14 protein-coding genes are annotated in these 17,389 nt (G+C 42.2%); 9 read left to right on the top strand and 5 right to left on the bottom strand.

Translation table 11 applies throughout. The features are described from left to right. The first annotated feature begins 23 nt into the window (after nt 1-23). The 4 genes from ACMXYN_RS05840 (at nt 24) to ACMXYN_RS05855 (ending at nt 4,422) form a co-directional block, all read left to right on the top strand. Nucleotides 24-1,697, top strand: coding sequence for an AMP-binding protein (locus ACMXYN_RS05840; RefSeq protein ID WP_415893913.1), 1,674 nt, complete (start codon nt 24-26; stop codon nt 1,695-1,697). Nucleotides 1,698-1,752: 55 nt separating this feature from the next. After that, nucleotides 1,753-3,216, top strand: a complete 1,464-nt coding sequence (locus ACMXYN_RS05845) for an NAD-dependent succinate-semialdehyde dehydrogenase (RefSeq protein WP_415893914.1) — start codon at nt 1,753-1,755, stop codon at nt 3,214-3,216. Between the two features lie 62 nt (nt 3,217-3,278). Beyond that, entirely contained in the window at nt 3,279-3,707 is a 429-nt protein-coding gene (locus ACMXYN_RS05850; protein ID WP_415893915.1) for a hypothetical protein, read from the top strand. 4 nt (nt 3,708-3,711) lie between these two features. Next, a complete protein-coding gene (locus ACMXYN_RS05855; RefSeq protein WP_415893916.1) occupies nt 3,712-4,422 on the top strand; it encodes a pseudouridine synthase in 711 nt (236 codons plus the stop codon). A 1-nt stretch (nt 4,423) separates the two neighbouring features. Here ACMXYN_RS05855 and hpaR read toward each other — a convergent pair whose 3' ends face one another. The 4 genes from hpaR to ACMXYN_RS05875 all read right to left on the bottom strand — a co-directional run bounded on the left by hpaR (nt 4,424) and on the right by ACMXYN_RS05875 (nt 8,330). Continuing rightward, entirely contained in the window at nt 4,424-4,846 is a 423-nt protein-coding gene (hpaR, locus tag ACMXYN_RS05860; protein ID WP_415893917.1) for a homoprotocatechuate degradation operon regulator HpaR, read from the bottom strand. Between the two features lie 205 nt (nt 4,847-5,051). Further along, the gene (locus ACMXYN_RS05865; protein WP_415893918.1) at nt 5,052-6,662 is read right to left on the bottom strand and encodes a diguanylate cyclase domain-containing protein; all 1,611 of its coding nucleotides are present in this window, start codon (nt 6,660-6,662) and stop codon (nt 5,052-5,054) included. Next, on the bottom strand, nt 6,652-7,068 hold the full coding sequence (locus ACMXYN_RS05870) for a hypothetical protein (protein ID WP_415893919.1): 417 nt from the start codon (nt 7,066-7,068) through the stop codon (nt 6,652-6,654). Before ACMXYN_RS05870 ends, ACMXYN_RS05865 begins: the two co-directional genes overlap by 11 nt. A gap of 11 nt (nt 7,069-7,079) precedes the next feature. Beyond that, entirely contained in the window at nt 7,080-8,330 is a 1,251-nt protein-coding gene (locus ACMXYN_RS05875) for a hypothetical protein (protein ID WP_415893920.1), read from the bottom strand. 201 nt (nt 8,331-8,531) lie between these two features. Between ACMXYN_RS05875 and hrpA the strand changes: the two genes are divergently transcribed. The 5 genes from hrpA to ACMXYN_RS05900 all read left to right on the top strand — a co-directional run bounded on the left by hrpA (nt 8,532) and on the right by ACMXYN_RS05900 (nt 16,536). Next, nucleotides 8,532-12,458 carry an ATP-dependent RNA helicase HrpA gene (hrpA, locus tag ACMXYN_RS05880; protein WP_415893921.1) on the top strand — a complete coding sequence of 1,309 codons (3,927 nt, stop codon included), beginning with the start codon at nt 8,532-8,534 and terminating at the stop codon, nt 12,456-12,458. A gap of 372 nt (nt 12,459-12,830) precedes the next feature. Beyond that, nucleotides 12,831-13,841 (top strand): porin, encoded by a 1,011-nt coding sequence (locus ACMXYN_RS05885; protein ID WP_415893922.1) that lies wholly within the window; start codon nt 12,831-12,833, stop codon nt 13,839-13,841. A 172-nt stretch (nt 13,842-14,013) separates the two neighbouring features. Continuing rightward, complete coding sequence (locus ACMXYN_RS05890; RefSeq protein ID WP_415893923.1) at nt 14,014-14,715, top strand: VacJ family lipoprotein; 702 nt, start codon at nt 14,014-14,016, stop codon at nt 14,713-14,715. Between the two features lie 160 nt (nt 14,716-14,875). After that, the gene (locus ACMXYN_RS05895) at nt 14,876-16,045 is read left to right on the top strand and encodes a PP2C family protein-serine/threonine phosphatase (RefSeq protein ID WP_415893924.1); all 1,170 of its coding nucleotides are present in this window, start codon (nt 14,876-14,878) and stop codon (nt 16,043-16,045) included. Nucleotides 16,046-16,047: 2 nt separating this feature from the next. Next, the gene (locus ACMXYN_RS05900) at nt 16,048-16,536 is read left to right on the top strand and encodes an STAS domain-containing protein (RefSeq protein ID WP_415893925.1); all 489 of its coding nucleotides are present in this window, start codon (nt 16,048-16,050) and stop codon (nt 16,534-16,536) included. A gap of 222 nt (nt 16,537-16,758) precedes the next feature. Here ACMXYN_RS05900 and ACMXYN_RS05905 read toward each other — a convergent pair whose 3' ends face one another. Further along, nucleotides 16,759-17,367 carry a DUF2057 family protein gene (locus ACMXYN_RS05905; RefSeq protein ID WP_415893926.1) on the bottom strand — a complete coding sequence of 203 codons (609 nt, stop codon included), beginning with the start codon at nt 17,365-17,367 and terminating at the stop codon, nt 16,759-16,761. Between the last annotated feature and the right edge of the window lie 22 nt (nt 17,368-17,389).

Here is a 17,389-nt window from a genome sequence, read left to right on the forward strand (position 1 = left end):
CCTGAGTATAAGGAGCTTTTCAGGTGAGTTTAAAACGAGATTCCCTCGAACAGTTAAAGCTAGATATTCAAAGCGTTGGAAGTGTCACGGAGCTTCTTGATAGTGCATGCCAAAACTTTGCGTATAAAGATGCTTTTACCCATATGGGAGCGACGTTAACTTACGCTGAGCTGGATAGCCTTGCTGAGAAATTAGCGGCTTACCTACAAAATTGCACTTCCCTTGAACCTGGCGATCGGATTGGGATTCAATTGCCTAATACCTTGCAGTATCCAATCGCAGTGCTGGCGGCTCTGAGAGTCGGCTTAGTCATCGTTAATACCAATCCGCTTTATACAGCTGCTGAAACTTTGCATCAATTTAAAGATGCTGATGTCAAAGGGGTCATTATTCTTGCGAATAGTGCTCATCTGTTAGAAGAGGTGTTACCTGAATCTAATATCCATACAGCGTTAGTCACTGAGCTGGGTGATATACATCCTTTAATGCGCCGTTTAATGATCAATTACTCGGCGAAGTATTTACGCAAAATCGTCCCTAAATATAGATTAAGGGATGCGGTTGGTTTTCGAGAAGCACTTGCTAAAGGCGCGCACTATAACTTAGAAAAAGTGCAGCGTGATGCGGAGCAGCCCGTGCTGATTCAATACACTGTAGGTACTACGGGTACGCCAAAAGGTGCCGTTTTAAGTCATCGAAATTTGATTTCGAATGTGTTGCAGCTGAAGCATCGGTTACCCGATACGTTAAGAGCGGGTGAAGAGATTGCGATAGCCCCCTTACCGCTTTATCACATCTATGGTTTTCTACTGAATTGTTTAGTGATGCCTGTTTTGGGTGCACAAGTTGTATTGATTACAAACCCGCGCGATATCCAAGGGTTAGTTAATGAACTCGGTCGGTGGGATTTCACGGTATTTTCAGGCATAAACACTTTGTTTGTTTCGCTTTGTCGAAATAGTCTGTTCAACCAGCTGGACATGACGCGTTTAAAGCTAACTCTGTCTGGAGGTATGGCGTTAACGCGTTCTGTTAGCGATGAATGGGAAAGTGTAACGGGCTGCCAGATTATTCAAGGATATGGCTTAACCGAAGCGTCTCCTGTGGTAGCTATTGAGGAACCGCATAATTCCCGATACGGATCTGTAGGTAGGCCTTTACCGCTAACAGAAGTGCGTATCGTTGGGGAGCAGGGGGAGGATCTCTGCTCAGGCGAAACCGGTGAGCTCTATGTTCGTGGGCCTCAGGTGATGTCAGGTTATTTGAGGGATGACTCTTCGATTCCTGATTCTGAAGGCTGGTTAGCAACAGGCGATATTGCTCGTGTTTTAGATGATGAGACATTGCGAATTGTTGATCGCAAGAAAGACATTATTAATATCTCAGGCTTTCCGGTCTATCCCAATGAATTAGAAAACACCATATCCAGCCATCCAGATGTTGTAGAGTGCGCTGTAGTTGGCTTGCCTGATGAAACATGCGGTGAAGTCATTAAGCTTTTTGTAGTGACCTCCAATCGACGTTTATCGGTCAAGCAAGTGCGTGAATATTGCCGCGAACGTTTAACTTCTTATAAAGTGCCGCGTTTGGTTGAGTTTAGAACACACCTTCCCAAGTCCAATGTCGGTAAGGTGTTAAGACGTTCGTTATTAGAAGAAGAATTAAATCGTCTGCAAAAGATGCGTAAGCGAATTTAGTCGAGTCATAAGGTTACGCCCGTTTTTTGCTGGCCTACTTAGATGAAGGTGAAGTATGGGATTGAATTTGAGCGATTATAGCCTGTTGCGGGCACAAGCTTTTATCAACGGTGAATGGGTCGACGCGAAAAGCGGGGCTGAATTTCCAATTCTTAACCCTGCTAATGGTGAGATAATTTCACATGTCGCAGATGTTGGAAGGCATGAGACGCAGATTGCGATTGAGGCTGCTCAAACATCGATGCAGCTATGGAAATTAAAATCGCCTGCAGAGCGTTCAAATGTTTTGCAGCATTGGCATGATCTAATTATTGCAAATGCCGATGATCTCGCTTCGATTTTAACGCTTGAACAAGGTAAGCCCCTTGCTGAAGCCAAGGGTGAGATACTGTACGGTGCATCTTATCTGAAGTGGTTTGCTGAAGAAGCTAAACGTATCTACGGTGATATTTTACCTTCTGCTCAAGATCGACGTAGTTTTGTTATTAAGCAGCCTGTAGGCGTTGTTGCAGCGATAACACCTTGGAATTTCCCTAATGCTATGATCGCGCGCAAAGTAGCTCCTGCGTTAGCTGCCGGTTGTACAATTGTGCTCAAGCCTGCTCCTGAAACTCCACTATCTGCATTGGCTTTAGCAGAGCTTGCTTTTCGAGCAGGTGTTCCTGCCGGAGTATTAAATGTATTGCCATGCCTTAAGGCCGACGAGGTTGGTGGGGTTCTTACTTCTAGCCCTATAGTTAAAAAACTTACCTTCACCGGATCGACACCCGTAGGAAAGTTATTGCTGCGACAGTGTGCTGACACAGTTAAACGTACATCAATGGAATTGGGCGGCAATGCGCCAGTACTTGTCTTTGATGATGCTGATGTTGATCTAGCGGTTGCAGGGGCAGTGGCGTCAAAATTTAGAAATGCTGGTCAGACATGTATCTGTGCAAATCGTTTGTTAGTACAAGAAGGTATTTATGATCGCTTCTTGGCTAAATTTACAGAGGCTATCAAAGCGTTCAGTTTAGGCGATGGTTTTGATGCAAAGACAACACTCGGTCCTGTAATAACTGAGAAAGCGTTGGACGGCATTGGATCCGTGGTGACTGGAGCGCTTGATCAAGGGGCGAGATTGGTGGCAGGTGGTAAACCTACTGAAAGTGATGGTTGGTTTTATGAGCCAACAGTCTTAGCTGATGTGAAGCCTGATATGGATATCTTTAGTAAAGAGATTTTTGGTCCAGTGGCGCCTGTCATTAAATTTAAAACGGATGCAGATGCCATTGCCATGGCTAATGACACTTCTTTTGGTCTCGCTTCATATATCTATACGCAAGATATCTCGCGCATTTGGCAGGTATCAGAAGCACTAGAATATGGAATGGTAGGTGTTAATGAAACAGCTATCAGCTCAGAGCTAATTCCCTTTGGTGGTGTTAAAGAATCAGGTCATGGTCGAGAGGGATCTAAATATGGGTTGGATGATTATTTAGAAACAAAATATATCTGTATGGGCGGTTTAAACGCTTAGATTTTGTTTATCCTTATACATGATAATAAGCTTGAATTATTGACGTCTGAGTAGAGGTCCCAGTGGATAAAAGAGATTGTAAGATTAATTACAAGTGCCCTAAAGCTTGGGATGATTTGGATAAAACTGAGGACCCATTTGTACGACATTGTAACCAGTGCGAAAAAGATGTTCATTTTTGTGAAGATGTAGAGTCTTTAAAAGAAGCAACGGGTGAAGATTTATGCGTTGCTGTTCCGATGAGTGGCCTTGAAGACGGTGTTATGATGGGTGATATCGCTTGGTCTGGCTTTGAGGGTGACGGTGACCCTTTGCCACTTGAGCCCCTAGAGCCAGAATTAGATGATGCTGATTTGTTAGAAGGTTGGGTCATCGATGAAAAACCGCAGTTAGCTGGTTTTCCGAAGTCGAAGCCTGAAAAGCCCGATATGGATTCGTGGCTAGATGGTGATCTAGACGATCCTTTATCGGTGGAAGAAAAAACGAAGTAAATTCATGCCTGTTAATAAGTCTCGCCTCGATCGTTTTCTTGCTGCTAGAACGCCTTATAACCGTGGGGATGTTAGGGTGCTCATCGCCCAGAAGAAGGTGTTAGTGGATGGATTGCCGGCATCGGCGGTGAATCAGGTGGTCGATAGATTTTCTAGAATTGAGTGTGATGGGGAGGTTCTTCAGGATAAACGTCCAGTCTACTTAATGATGAACAAGCCGGTTGGTTATGTCAGCGCGACTAAAGATTCAATCCATCCTACAGTTATTGATCTGCTAGCAGACGGTTATGATGATGTTCATATTGCCGGTCGTTTAGATCTCAATTCTACAGGCTTATTGCTGTTAACCAATGATGGCGAATGGTCCAGTCGGATAGCTTCTCCAGACACGAAGGTTCCGAAGCGGTATAAAGTAGAGCTTGAGAAGCCTTTATCTACAGAGTACATACCTGCTTTTGCGGCGGGGATGTATTTTCCTTTTGAAGGTATAACTACGAAACCAGCAGATCTCGAGATCATAGGTACAAATACTGCATTGGTGACCCTGCAAGAAGGCCGTTATCATCAGATAAAGCGGATGTTTGGGCGGTTTAGAAACGCGGTTGTAGGTTTGGAGAGGCTTTCTATTGGCGATTTGGATTTAGATCGATCCTTATCGCCGGGGGAAAGTAGGGAGTTACTAGAGGAAGAAATTGCTCTTTTTGCTCTGTCTTGAACTAGGGCTCTATCGCTTCAATTTCTGCTAGTAAAGTCATCAGCTGTTTTAGCTTTTCTTGATCGTAACGTTCAGAAAATGCTTGATAACGCTCTTCTATCGCAGGTGTCAGGTGTTCAAGCAGACCAACTGATTTGTCTGTCAGGCTGATCAAAATACGACGCTTGTCTTCTTCTGATTTTCTACGCTGGATGTAGCCTTGTTGCTCTAAGCGTTTGAGAATGCCTGTTAAGCTTGGGCTTAGAATACAGCACAAATCTGCAAGGGCTTTTGATTCTAACTCTTGGTGAGATTTGATTGTTTGCAAGACTCTCCATTGCTGTTCAGTCAAGGAGTTCTCTTGTAATAAGGGTCTAACAAATGACAGTGTAGCTTCACGAGCTTTCAGCAATTGTAGTGGTAGAGAATCTTCTAATGTACGCATGTGAATGATCTTTCAAAAATATTGTGCGCATTGTCGGGATTCGGGAACTAATGTGCAAGGCTTAACCGTATATTTCCTCCTAATGTATAAGGTTTTTTTGTGTCTATGTTACATAATGGGGCATTAATAGGAAAAACGCTCAGACTTTAGAGGTATTTAACGTATTAGTTTTCTATTTGTTTAATTAACCGAAACGGGGCGATACTTATCCTGTATTTTCCATGGCTATGTTTTCATCATAGATTAGATAGTTATTCTTACCTTGCTTTTTGATCTGATACATAGTGATATCAGCCGCTTTAATTAGAGCACCAAGATCATTGCCATGACGAGGTGCTAAAGCAATACCGATACTGGCACCTACGTGGTCAGTCTTACCTGGACCAAGCTCAATTTCCTCTTCAAGCAGTCTTAAAATCTTTTGTGCAACAGCCGTAGCCTCTTCTTCTACGCTTTCAGCCTTGCCTGCTAAAAATATTAAAAATTCATCTCCACCCCAGCGAGAAAGTAGATCTGATTTACGTAAAGCCTCGCTGAATCGGTTAGACACTTCTTTTAATACGAGGTCTCCAGCATCATGACCATAGGTATCGTTAATCGGTTTGAAGTGATCGAGGTCTATTAACATGACTGCGTGGTGGCTATTAGGATGCTTAATCAATGATTCTTTTATAAGGCGTTTGCAACCACGACGGTTTAATAGGCCTGTTAGAGTATCAACTTCTGATTCGTGGCGAGCTTTCTGCTCACGATGCACTCGTTCAGATATGTCATAGATAACAAGTTCTAAAAGCACTTCTCCACTTTCATCAAGAACTTGGGAGAGAATGCAGTGCAAGTGACGATCTGCTTCCTCTTCGCTTTTTAAACTAAGATCTAGAGAAACAGGGATTGAAGAAGTTATGGCTTTTTGTATCGCTTTTGCTAAAAATTGCTTTTCTTCAAATAGCTCAATCAGCTTACGCGTTTGGTTCTCCGAGAAGTACTGACATGCTTTTTCTCCAACGATGTTGGCGAAAGCAGGGTTATTCATCAGTAATTGACCATCCATATTGACCAGAGCTATGCCTACTCTGGCATTATCAAACAGTAGACGGAATTTTTGTTCTAGTTTCTGGACTTCGTCGAATAGCTGATTTTTTTGTTGGATGGTTTTCTGCATCTCTCTTAGAAGTTTGTTACTGTCGTTGACGAGTAAACCAATTTCATCCTGCTCGTGCCCCATGGGTGTGATAATTCTTTGGCTGGTGCCGGGTTTTATTATATGAAGTTGCTGGGCGATTTTTTTAAGAGGATCGGCCAAAAGGCGATTTACCAGGATAATGACAAGAAAAACCACAAAGATTGAATTAACACCAAATATGATGATATGCGATAACGCTCGTTTTTTTGCTGTCGCTTCGATTAACCCCTGATTGGGGATCAGAGTTAATTTCCCTATGGGGAGTTGAGGGGTAAATGGATCGTTTAAACTTAATACAACTAAACGAGCATTGGGTCCAATTGTAATATCACCGGCTGTCAACAGCATGCCTATATCGCTGTTTAGAATAACGCCGGAAACGTTGTCGTTGATGATTAGACCATTGGTTATTTCTGTTCCTAGTTCTTCGTTTTCCAGATAAACAGCAACCTTTGCGCTTTGCTCCACCGTTTTGATGAGTTGTTGCAAGCTTTTGTGGATCTCGTCGAGTTCTTCTTTGTAGGATAGCTGAAATAGAACCACTGCTGAAATCAATAGAAAAAAACAGGCAAAGAGCGCTATCGATATGCCTGTCCTTATTGATAGTTTTGCATTGAGTGCACTACTCAACATGCGCAATAACCTTAACTGAATCAACTAGTTCTGATTTGTTGATATAACCAATAGCCGTAGTATCTTTCATGATGGTAGCTATTACCTCTTCTGATGATTCTACTGCTTGAGGCGGTGTTGCTCGACCTGCAAAGATGAGTCTAGCCCAGTATGCATTGATTTGCGGAAGCGTTTTACCTGTCAAGTCTTTATAAAACTTTGCTCTGTGATCAGAATCTGTCGGCATATCAAGCGTTGAGGCTTTGCCTCCATTAGGGAAATGCTGTACACGCCCCATATATAAATCAATCACTTGTTTTCGACTGAGTTTGTCTACGTCACTGTCAGGGTGACAAATCACTATCATATCTGCTGAAGCTTGGAACGAAAGAATCAACGTGGAAAAGAGGATTATTAGATACTTCATCATCCTTACCCTTAGAACAAAAAGTTCACGTTGATTGAAAATGTGTCTACGGTTTCATCAGTCAAAATCGATGAATCCTTAGCCCATAAGCCCGCTCCGTGCGGTTTTATCCATGTCCTATCCCATTGGAATTTTATGGCGGTGTTGTGATAAACATCCCAGCGAACGCCTAAGCCGAGGGACTTTTGATCAACACCTGTTTGGTTGTACTGATCTTGAACAACGGTTCTTAAGCCCGTGAGTTGTGCTTGGGCTAAAGGAGGTAAAAAGCCAGGAACAGCTGCTACTTGGTTTATATCATCGGTATTTTCGATGATGGAACCTATGCCGTACAAAGTATAATCCCCAACCCTTCTCCCTAAGCTAATGTAGCCGCTGTGAGAAGAGGTGAAGATATTATCTTTAGTTTTAACTTGGTTAATCTCAGTTTGAACAATCCATTGGTTATTGTCGTAAGTTAGGCCAAGAGTATAGTAATCGAATTTTTTCCCTTCTAAATTTAGGTCGTTAGCAGCGGATGCTGCTTCAGGCCATAAAGGGGCGCTGCTATTCAGTGCGTCAATGAGAGGCTCATAAAAATCTACACGATCACTTAATTCTATATGGGCATAACCCAGCCTAAATTTCCAATAGTCACTTTCCCATAACAGGCTTGTGGCAATGGCAGGGGAAACCTTAAGGGTTACATCATCATAAACAAAATCATTTTGTGTGGTGCCAACGGTTAGGCGTGCTTGAAAGAAAGACTCTTCTAATAGAGTCGAGTACGTTATATCTGCTCCGTCGATATAATCAAATGCGAGAGGGCTGTAAAATTCAATTGGTGGGCGTGCCCAAAGATAGGCATAACCTACATTTCGATACTCGGAGAGCATAAATACATCAACACCTAATCGACCTACACGATAGCTAAAAGGATTATCTGGACTAGGGTGGTAACGTAAGTATGCCCATTCAATACTGTTTTCGATATTCTGATCAATTCTGTTTTTGTACACAAACTGAGCTGATGCACTCCACTCATCGTTTAAAACAGTATCAATTTGCAGGCCTAAAGTGGTGTCGGATTCAAAAGACCATGAGTTTGAATCTTCAGCTGTCCGAGCAAGATTTCTTCTGAAATTTAGACTATCCCCAGCGTTGCTTTTTACTAATCCAACTGTAGAGAATCCTCGGATGGTTGTGTTTTCTGCGTGTAGAAAATTTGATTGAAGCAGCAAAAGTAAGGAAGCAAAAAAAAAGTTAATATGTTTTTTTGTCATTGGATAACCTTGTCACAACGCATAGCCCAAGCTTTTTAGGCATTATAGAAGTGTTTATTAGAAATTGCTGCTGAATTAGTTGTAGTAATTTTAATAAGTTAGCTGATTTCTGAGGTAGAGCAATAAAAACCAAGAAAGATGTGCTAAAGAACTATCTGTTATAAAATCGCCTCAATAAAAGTATAGGGTAAGGCGAAGCACTTGAATCAGACTAAAAAACAACTCAGATCTTTATTGGAAGGTTGTCGACTTTCAGATCGTTTTCGTTTGAAACGCCGTATTGAACGTCTTAAAGATGATGACCAAGAGGCTGCTTCCAAATTAGTTGATGATATTGTTGTTTCATGCCAATGGGTTGAGAGCCGTAAACAGCAAAATCTGGATATCTCTTACCCTGACCTTCCTATTAGCAGCCGCCGCGAAGAGATCAGTAAAGCGATTGAAGAAAATCAGGTGGTTGTTTTAGCCGGGGAAACCGGATCAGGTAAAACTACACAGCTGCCCAAAATATGTTTAGACCTAGGATTAGGCTGTAAGGGTTTGATTGGTCACACACAGCCTCGTCGTTTGGCAGCGCGAACTGTAGCGAGTCGTATAGCTGAAGAGCTGCAAACTTCCTTGGGTGAAAGAGTAGGCTACCAAGTTCGTTTCCATGATCAAGTGGGCGAAAATACTCAGGTCAAATTAATGACTGACGGTATTCTGCTAGGTGAAACCCGTCATGATCGTTTCCTCGAGCAGTATGAGGTTTTAATCATCGATGAGGCGCATGAGCGCAGCTTGAATATCGATTTCCTACTTGGTTATATAAAACGAATTTTACCTAAACGTCCTGACCTCAAGGTAATCATCACCTCTGCAACAATTGATCTAGAGCGTTTCTCTAAGCATTTTAATGATGCACCTATAATAGAGGTTTCGGGGCGAACCTACCCCGTAGAGGTTTTATATCGTCCGCTTCATGAGTTTGAAGCTGAAGATGAAAAAGCCTTAGACCTTCAGCAAGGTGTTCTAGCAGCAGTAGAAGAGCTGCTAGATACTGAACGCAAACAAGGCAAGGGGCCGCAGGGCGACGTATTAATCTTTTTGCCCGGTGAGCGCGAAATACGTGAAACGGCTGAAGTTCTCAGGCGAGCTGAAATAAAGCATGCTGAAGTGCTTCCACTATATGCGCGACTTTCTTTAGCCGAACAGAATCGGGTGTTTCAACGCTCAGGCAAGGCAGCAGCGACACGTTTAATATTATCTACTAACGTTGCCGAAACTTCCCTAACAGTGCCCGGTATTAAGTATGTGGTTGATACCGGGTTGGCGAGGATCAGTCGATATAGTTACCGCTCTAAGGTCCAAAGGCTTCCAATAGAAGCTGTATCTCAAGCAAGTGCTAATCAGCGAGCGGGTCGTTGTGGTCGTATCTCTGAGGGTACTTGCATACGTCTATATTCCGAAGAAGATTTTAATGCCCGGCCGCAGTTTACGGATGCAGAGATCCGTAGAACTAATCTGGCTGCAGTAATCCTTCAGATGCTATCTCTTAAGCTCGGAGATATATCAGAATTTCCTTTTGTTGATGCGCCAGATAATCGTTATATCAATGATGGTTTTAAACTGCTGCAAGAGCTGGGTGCTGTAGATGCTAAACGTAATATCACGCGCGTAGGTTGGCAGTTATCGAAACTGCCTATCGATCCACGTTTAGGTCGGATGGTAATAGAAGCTGCGAGAAACAAGTGCTTGCGTGAAGTTCTTATTGTTGTGAGTGCTTTATGCATTCAAGATCCACGCGAAAGACCACAAGAGAAACGTCAAGCCAGTGATGAGAAGCATCGACTGTATGCTCATGAGGAATCAGACTTCCTTTCCTTTGTGAATTTATGGGATCACTATGAAGAGCAGAGGCAAGAGTTAAGTCAAAACCAATTACGCAAGTACTGTGCGAAACAGTTCCTATCTTATATGCGCATGCGTGAATGGCGTGATACTCACCGTCAATTGCATCTGATCTGTAAAGAGCTGAAACAGCAAGATGATAAGTTTGTTGAAAGGGAGCAAGAAGCCTCTTACGAAGCTATTCATCGTTCCCTTTTGGCTGGCTTGTTAAGCCATATGGGCTTCAAACAAGAGAATAAAGAATACCTTGGGGCGCGTAACCGACGTTTTCTATTATTCCCAGGTTCCGTTGTATATAAGAAAGCGCCGAAATGGATTGTTGCTGCCGAATTAGTAGAGACAAGTCAGTTATATGCTCGTTGTATTGCTCGCATTGATCCTGCATGGGCAGAAAAATTAGCGCCGAATCTAATTAAGAGAAATTACAGTGAGCCTCATTGGGAGAAAAAGCGGGCAGAGGTTGTTGCGACAGAGCAGATCACGCTGTACGGCTTAATTATCGTGCCTAAGCGTAAAGTTAGTTATGGAAAAATAGATCCGCCTATAGCGCATGAAATCTTTATCAGACAGGCGTTGGTTGAAGGGGAGCTCAATTCTCAAGCTACTTTTATCAAGAAAAATCGCGCTTTATTACGAGGTGTTGAGAAATTAGAGGCGAAATCACGCAGAAAGGATTTGCTTGTTGATGAAGAGCAGCTTTATGAGTTCTATCGACTTCGTCTGCATTTACTTAAGGGTGAGCATATTGTTAATGGCGCCGCTTTTGAAAAATGGCGAAAGAAGGTTGAGGATGAAACGCCTGATGCTCTGTTCATGCAAGAAGAGGACATTCTTCAGCGATCAGCTGATCATGTCTCTGTAATCGCTTATCCAGACTTTTTTAGATGGGATACAGCAAAGTTAAAGTTATTTTATAACTTCTCGCCAGGCGCAAAAGATGATGGAGTGACACTTCAGGTACCATTACCGTTGTTGAATACGATCCCATTACAACAGATGGAATGGCTAGTGCCTGGGATGCTTGAGGAAAAGTGTTCTGCAATATTGAAAGGCTTACCCAAACAGCAGCGTAAGCACTTTGTGCCAGTGCCAAACTATGTCGAAGCTTTTATAAACGGAGTTGAATTCGGGGTGGGTAATTTATACGAGGTCTTTGCTCATCAGTTGCTTCGTATGACCGGGATTAGAATACAAGAATCTGATCTAAGGCAGAGTACGCTACTTGATCATCTATCCATGAATATTCGCTTAGTAGATGAAAAGGGAAGGTTGCTAGGTGAGTCTAGGCGCTGGGACGTATTGAATGATCAATTTGCGTCGCAAATAAATGAAAGACTGACTGAAAAATCTGATAGTGAATGGGGTCGCCAAGGTATAACCGAGTGGGATTTTGGAGAGCTAGAAGAGAACTGCAAGATCAGTAAATATGCAGGTGTGGAGGTTGAGGCTTACCCCGCATTGGAAGATGTTGGTGAATCAGTAACCTTGTGTTTGAAATCTCATAAAGATGAAGCGGTTCAAATTAGTCGATTAGGGATCACACGTTTAGCTCTTCTTTCAATGAAAGAGCAAATTCGTAATCTAAAGAAGACATTGAAGAAAGATCAGATCACTCAAAGTGTACTATTAAGCGGTGGTTTATATACGCCTGCTCAATTAGAGCATGAGATTATATGGCAAGCCTGTTCTTCGATTCTGTTGCCCGAACATGGTGTTATAAGGGATCAAACAGAATTTGAACAAGCAGTTTTAAAGTGTAAAAGCGAAATTATACCAATAGGGGAGAGGCTATTAGAGAATGTTCTCGAGCTTTGTCAAACCTATAACCGCATCCAGAAACAGCTCAAAGGGAAAGTGCTGTTAAATGAGGTACCTGTGCTGAATGATGTCAAACAGCAGCTTTCTCAGCTGATGTACAAAGGCTTTATAAAGAGTGAATCAGCTTATGTGCTGAAACAATATCCTAGGTATTTAAAGGGTATTGAAATTCGACTCGAGAAATTTAGGCGTAATCTGAGGCAAGAATGCCTTCAGAGTGATCAGTTGCAACAGTGTTTTGTTCAGTACCAAAAGAGATTCGAAAAACACAGCTCACAAGGTATCTATGACCAAGAATTAATAAACTATCGATGGATGATAGAAGAGCTCCGGGTCTCACTTTTTGCTCAACAGTTAGGGACAGCTGCAACGGTTTCTGAAAAACGGCTCAAACAGCAGTGGGGAAAAGTGGCCAGTTGATGTAGATCAATAAAATTAGGGAGTAATACTTTTGTTGGGTGTCTGTCGATAGATAAATGCTTAAACAAAGGTTGCAGAAGGCGTTTTGGTGTGTTGTAATGCCCGAAATTTATTTCAAAGAACCTGCTAAGGCCTTGTTAAATGGAGTTAATTCCCCGTTATAGGTACTAAAGCAGGAGAGAGATAGGGCAGAAGTTAAAGTTTTTTGTAGTTCTGCCGAGACAAGCTTTAGAAGAAAAATGTGTTTCATTTATTTGAAATATATTTTTTTTATAGTATTTTCATAGCGTAATAGCGTGTTAAATGCGTTATGCTAGAAAAATTAAAAAATTCACTACTAGTATGTTGAATATTATTGAAGGGGAAATGTTGATGAAAAAGTCACTGATTGCTCTGGCTGTTGCCGGTGCTATGACTGCACCAATGATCGCACAGGCTGACGCTACTCTATACGGTTCTTTCCGTATTGGTCTACAAAAAGTAGACAACGGCGACACTGGTGTTGATGATCAGTCTTCTCGTGTTGGTATCAAAGGTGATGTTGACCTAGGTCTAGACGGCACTAAAGGTATCTTCCACTGGGAAGCTCAAGCTAACAACGCTCAGGGTGTTGACCAAGATACAGCTCTTAAAACTCGTCTACAGTACATCGGTGCTCAAGGTGACTGGGGTAAGCTACTTATCGGTAAGCAATACCACCCTCACTACCTACTGATCTCTGGCCCAACTAACATCTTTAACCCAGGTGATGGTGACTACGGTGAGCGTTTTAACCTAGGTAACTCTGCACTAGGTAAAGATGGTCACTTCATGAAGCGTACTGAAAGCACTATTGCTTACTACTCTCCTAAAATGAACGGTTTCCAGTTCATCGGTGGCGTAGTATTGGCTACAGACAACGATGACAGCAACGATGTTGTAGATGATACTGCTGATGCGGTAAACATCGCAGGTACTTACTCTGCTAACAACGTAACTGTTTCTGCGTCTTACGGTACTATCGAAACTGCAAACACTCCTAATGCAGAAATGCAAACTGATGTTTGGGGTCTTGCTGCACAGTACAAGCTAGACAACCTAGAGTTGATGGCTAAGTACGAAGATAAAGAAGAAGAAACTGGCTCTGCAGAAGTTTCTGACCAAGACGTTTGGGAACTAGCTGCTCGTTACACTATGGGTGCTACTTCTGTATACGCTCGTTACGCTGACTACAACAATGACACTACTGACCTTGACCTACAACAATGGGGTCTTGGTGTTCAGCAGAAACTAGGTAAGGGTCGTGTATTCGCTGAATACGTAGACAACGATTCTGACGATTTCAACTCTGACGGTGATCAGAGAGAAGATCGTGCGGTACTAGGTTACCGTCTAGACTTCTAAGTCGACATTTCCTTACGGAAATATAGAAAAGGCTTCCTTCGGGAAGCCTTTTTTCGTTTATGAACAAAATATTACTAACCATCTTACAATTAAGCCTTTTTCCTATTTTTCTTCTGCTTATTTCTCGGCTAGAATACCCTCCTATTTATTGGGTAAAGTGAAAGGATCCTGAATGAAAACCAAATTTCGCAGTTTGTTAGCGGCAGGTGCTGTTTCTTTGGCATTAACGCAGCCTGTTATGGCGGAAGAGGTCAATGTAGACCCTTGGGAAGGTTTTAACCGGGCTATGTTTAGCTTCAATGATGGCCTTGATACTTATGCCCTAAAACCAGTAACAAAAGGTTATAAGGCGGTAATGCCTGACGTAGCTGAAACTGGTGTTAATAACTTTTTTGAAAACCTTGCTGATGTAGGTACATTCTTTAATAACCTTCTTCAAGGCAAGTTCGATAATGCGACTCAAGACTTTGCTCGAGTAGCATTTAATTCTACCTTTGGTTTAGCGGGTCTTATCGATGTTGCTACGCCGATGGGTATTGAAAAGCACGATGAAGACTTCGGTCAAACACTAGGTTACTGGGGTGTTAATAGCGGTCCTTACCTTGTCGTTCCTTTCTTTGGTCCAATGACTGTTCGTGATGGTGTAGGTAAATTCCCAGATACTCTAGTAGACCCTGTTTATCACTTGGATGATAACGGTGCACGAAATGCGCTTTACGTGACTCGTGTTATTGATACGCGTGCACAGCTGCTAGAAAGTGAAAAGTTGATCTCTGGCGATAAATATATCTTTATCCGTGATGCTTATTTGCAAAAACGTGCTTTCGATATTGCTGACGGTGATACCGAAAATTACGACGATAACAACTTCTAAATAGAAGTTTACTGTATGGATGAAAGCCTCAATTATTTAGATGTAATTGGGGCTTTTTTGTTAGTCTTGATACCTGTGACTAAAAATCTATTGCAAGTTAAGTCATCTGGATTTAACGTGGTTTCTCATGGACTCTAGCCCAAGTTGCAAGGCCTGATATATGAGGCAAGCATACCAAACCATTCTATTAGTCGATCATGTTGCGGAAGCAATTGATTCCATTGTTGACGCCTGTAATCAGGTAGACCTCCCACCTGTAAAGATTTCGACGGCTTTTAGTAGTGACTACGCATTAGAATTATTAGAAGAGCACAGCTTTTCTTTGGTTATTGTTGGTGTGAGTGAGCGTTTAAAGTTGGTTGATCTTCAGCATTTAGCGACGTCACAAGCCCCAAAACCAATTCTTGCATTATTGCCTGATAGTGAGGGTGATCAGGTAATGACAGCGCTGAGAAAGGGGGCTAGTAATGTTTTTTTGCAGTCTGAAATAATTGATCAGGGTTCAACTTTCTCGCTAGCAATTAAATCCTTGCTTAATCAAGCGGAATTGATAGAGCAAAACCTCCATTACCGAGAAGAGCTTGAAAAAAGCTTGGCTGAACTTAAGGCGGATCAGCAGGCGGCCCATCAGATACAAAAAAATATGTTACCTGCCACTGATGTGCAGTTAGGAGCTGTTCGAGCCCAATATCTATTAATCCCATCTTTATATCTAAGTGGTGATTTTGTTGATGCTGTTAAAGTCGATGATAAGTTGACCCTGTTTTATTTAGCCGATGTATCAGGTCATGGTGCTTCTTCTGCACTTGTAACTGTTTTACTCAAGAATATGACTAACCGGCTGCTGAGAAACTATCGGCGACAATCGAGCTTTGATATTTTATCGCCAAAAGACGTGCTCCATAGAATTAACATAGAGCTGCTTGATACAGGATTAGGTAAGCACTTGAGCATGTTTATAGGCTTATACAATGAAGCTGACGCTAGCTTAAGCTACGCAGTAGGTGGGCACCACCCTATGCCAATATTGCATGATGAGGATGGTTGTCGATTCCTTGAAGGGCGAGGCATGCCGGTAGGTTTATTTCATGAGCCCCTATATGACGAGCGAAAGCTTCAGTTACACCGAGAATTCGAGATTACTTTGTTCTCTGATGGTATATTCGAAGTGTTGGAAGAGCCAAATATGGAGGCAAAAGAACAGCGTCTTATTGATGCTGTTTCTGGTACTAAAGGTGGGGGGCCGAGCAGTATTCGAGATGCTTTACTTCCAAGTACTATTGATGCGGCTCCGGATGATATCGCAATTATGACGATTTGCAGGCAGTAATCATGCAAGAAGGTTTAATATATTCAGCCTTGGTTGAAGGGCGATTTGTCCTCAAGTTCGTTGGAGACGTTCGACTGACCTTGTGTGCGACTTTAGATTGCCATCTAGAGCAGTCTTTAGCTGACCCTACAGTTACAGAAGTATTGATCGATCTGACTCAAGCCGAAGGGATTGATAGTACTTCTTTGGGATTGATTGCGAAATTAGCGATTAAGGCTGAGTTGGCTGGAATGGATAAGCCTGCTCTAGTCTCGACTAACTCAGATATAACACGAATCCTGTACACCATGGGGTTCGACCATATTTTTGTTCTGCTAGAAGAACTCCCGCCTTGTGTAGAAGACCTTAAAGAGCTCCCGCTTGTGCAGGAATCTGTTGCTGAAATGCAGGAGAGAATTATTGCTGCGCACCGCATTCTTATGGATCTGAATGAAGCAAATAGAGAGGCTTTCCAAGATCTCGTCAATACACTCGAATCAGTTAAAGATTAATCTATCTAAGTAAGTTATAAACAGCTTCTGTGGATAACTTTGTTAGTTGTTTATGGTTAAGTTGCTATAGGCCCCGTAAAGCTTGGCTATTCAGCAAATTGCTTGAAAATAATACAGGGATAAAAGTCTTTATTTTTCAGTGGGTTGAAATTTATTTTGGATGGTTTTTGTCAAGCTATTTTTCAGAATAAATTGTGCAGAGAGACAAAAACCTTCCCGCAATTATTGGATAAAGCTTTTAAAAGCTTCTTGAGTTTCAGGAGAGGCTTGTTGATATAAGCTTTTCAATAAAATCAACTTCATTTGTTCATCAGTCACTTTATCTCCTTTTACAACAGATGGTGTTTCAATGATTGACACCGGCTGACTAGCATTGTTGTTTGATCTATTAAAATCAGCCAGCTCTCTCTCAAAATCTATACCTAGACGGAAGCCTTTCAGTGGCAGTAGCGCTGCTTTAAAGTGGATTGGCTTTTGGGCGTTTTCAAGTTTCCAATTAAGCTCGCGGTTGAAATGCTCTAACTGCCTTGTAGTTTTGATCTCAGGTGTTTTGAGTGTGAGCGATTGTTTCTTTGCACTGAATAAAAGAACACTTGGGTGGCTTTGCTCTAACTCATAATCACTGCCATTTTTTATCTCTGCCGTGTAAGAAACAAGAAGTTGGTTATTTCCATCGGGTAGGTTTAAAGATCGATTCTTGGTAAAAAAAGAGGAAATCTTTTCGCTACCGTTAATCGCGTGAACTTTAATGCCTTCCCCCAACAGTAGTTGGTTATCTGCCATTACGTGAGGCGCTGAAATCAGTGTTACAAGCAAGGCTAGTTTTTTCATGTGGTTCTCCAGAGGGTAAGAA

Origin of the sequence: Neptuniibacter sp. PT8_73 (assembly GCF_047778045.1) — a bacterium.
Taxonomy (GTDB): Bacteria; Pseudomonadota; Gammaproteobacteria; order Pseudomonadales; family Balneatricaceae; genus Neptuniibacter.

What these genes read in the sequence shown, in the direction of transcription:
- ACMXYN_RS05905 (WP_415893926.1), bottom strand. Translation starts at nt 17,367, where the DNA reads ATGAAAAAACTAGCCTTGCTTGTAACACTGATTTCAGCGCCTCACGTA.
- ACMXYN_RS05885 (WP_415893922.1), top strand. Translation starts at nt 12,831, where the DNA reads ATGAAAAAGTCACTGATTGCTCTGGCTGTTGCCGGTGCTATGACTGCA.
- ACMXYN_RS05865 (WP_415893918.1), bottom strand. Translation starts at nt 6,662, where the DNA reads ATGTTGAGTAGTGCACTCAATGCAAAACTATCAATAAGGACAGGCATA.
- ACMXYN_RS05890 (WP_415893923.1), top strand. Translation starts at nt 14,014, where the DNA reads ATGAAAACCAAATTTCGCAGTTTGTTAGCGGCAGGTGCTGTTTCTTTG.
- hpaR (WP_415893917.1), bottom strand. Translation starts at nt 4,846, where the DNA reads ATGCGTACATTAGAAGATTCTCTACCACTACAATTGCTGAAAGCTCGT.
- ACMXYN_RS05895 (WP_415893924.1), top strand. Translation starts at nt 14,876, where the DNA reads ATGAGGCAAGCATACCAAACCATTCTATTAGTCGATCATGTTGCGGAA.
- ACMXYN_RS05845 (WP_415893914.1), top strand. Translation starts at nt 1,753, where the DNA reads ATGGGATTGAATTTGAGCGATTATAGCCTGTTGCGGGCACAAGCTTTT.
- ACMXYN_RS05855 (WP_415893916.1), top strand. Translation starts at nt 3,712, where the DNA reads ATGCCTGTTAATAAGTCTCGCCTCGATCGTTTTCTTGCTGCTAGAACG.
- ACMXYN_RS05870 (WP_415893919.1), bottom strand. Translation starts at nt 7,068, where the DNA reads ATGAAGTATCTAATAATCCTCTTTTCCACGTTGATTCTTTCGTTCCAA.
- ACMXYN_RS05900 (WP_415893925.1), top strand. Translation starts at nt 16,048, where the DNA reads ATGCAAGAAGGTTTAATATATTCAGCCTTGGTTGAAGGGCGATTTGTC.
- ACMXYN_RS05875 (WP_415893920.1), bottom strand. Translation starts at nt 8,330, where the DNA reads ATGACAAAAAAACATATTAACTTTTTTTTTGCTTCCTTACTTTTGCTG.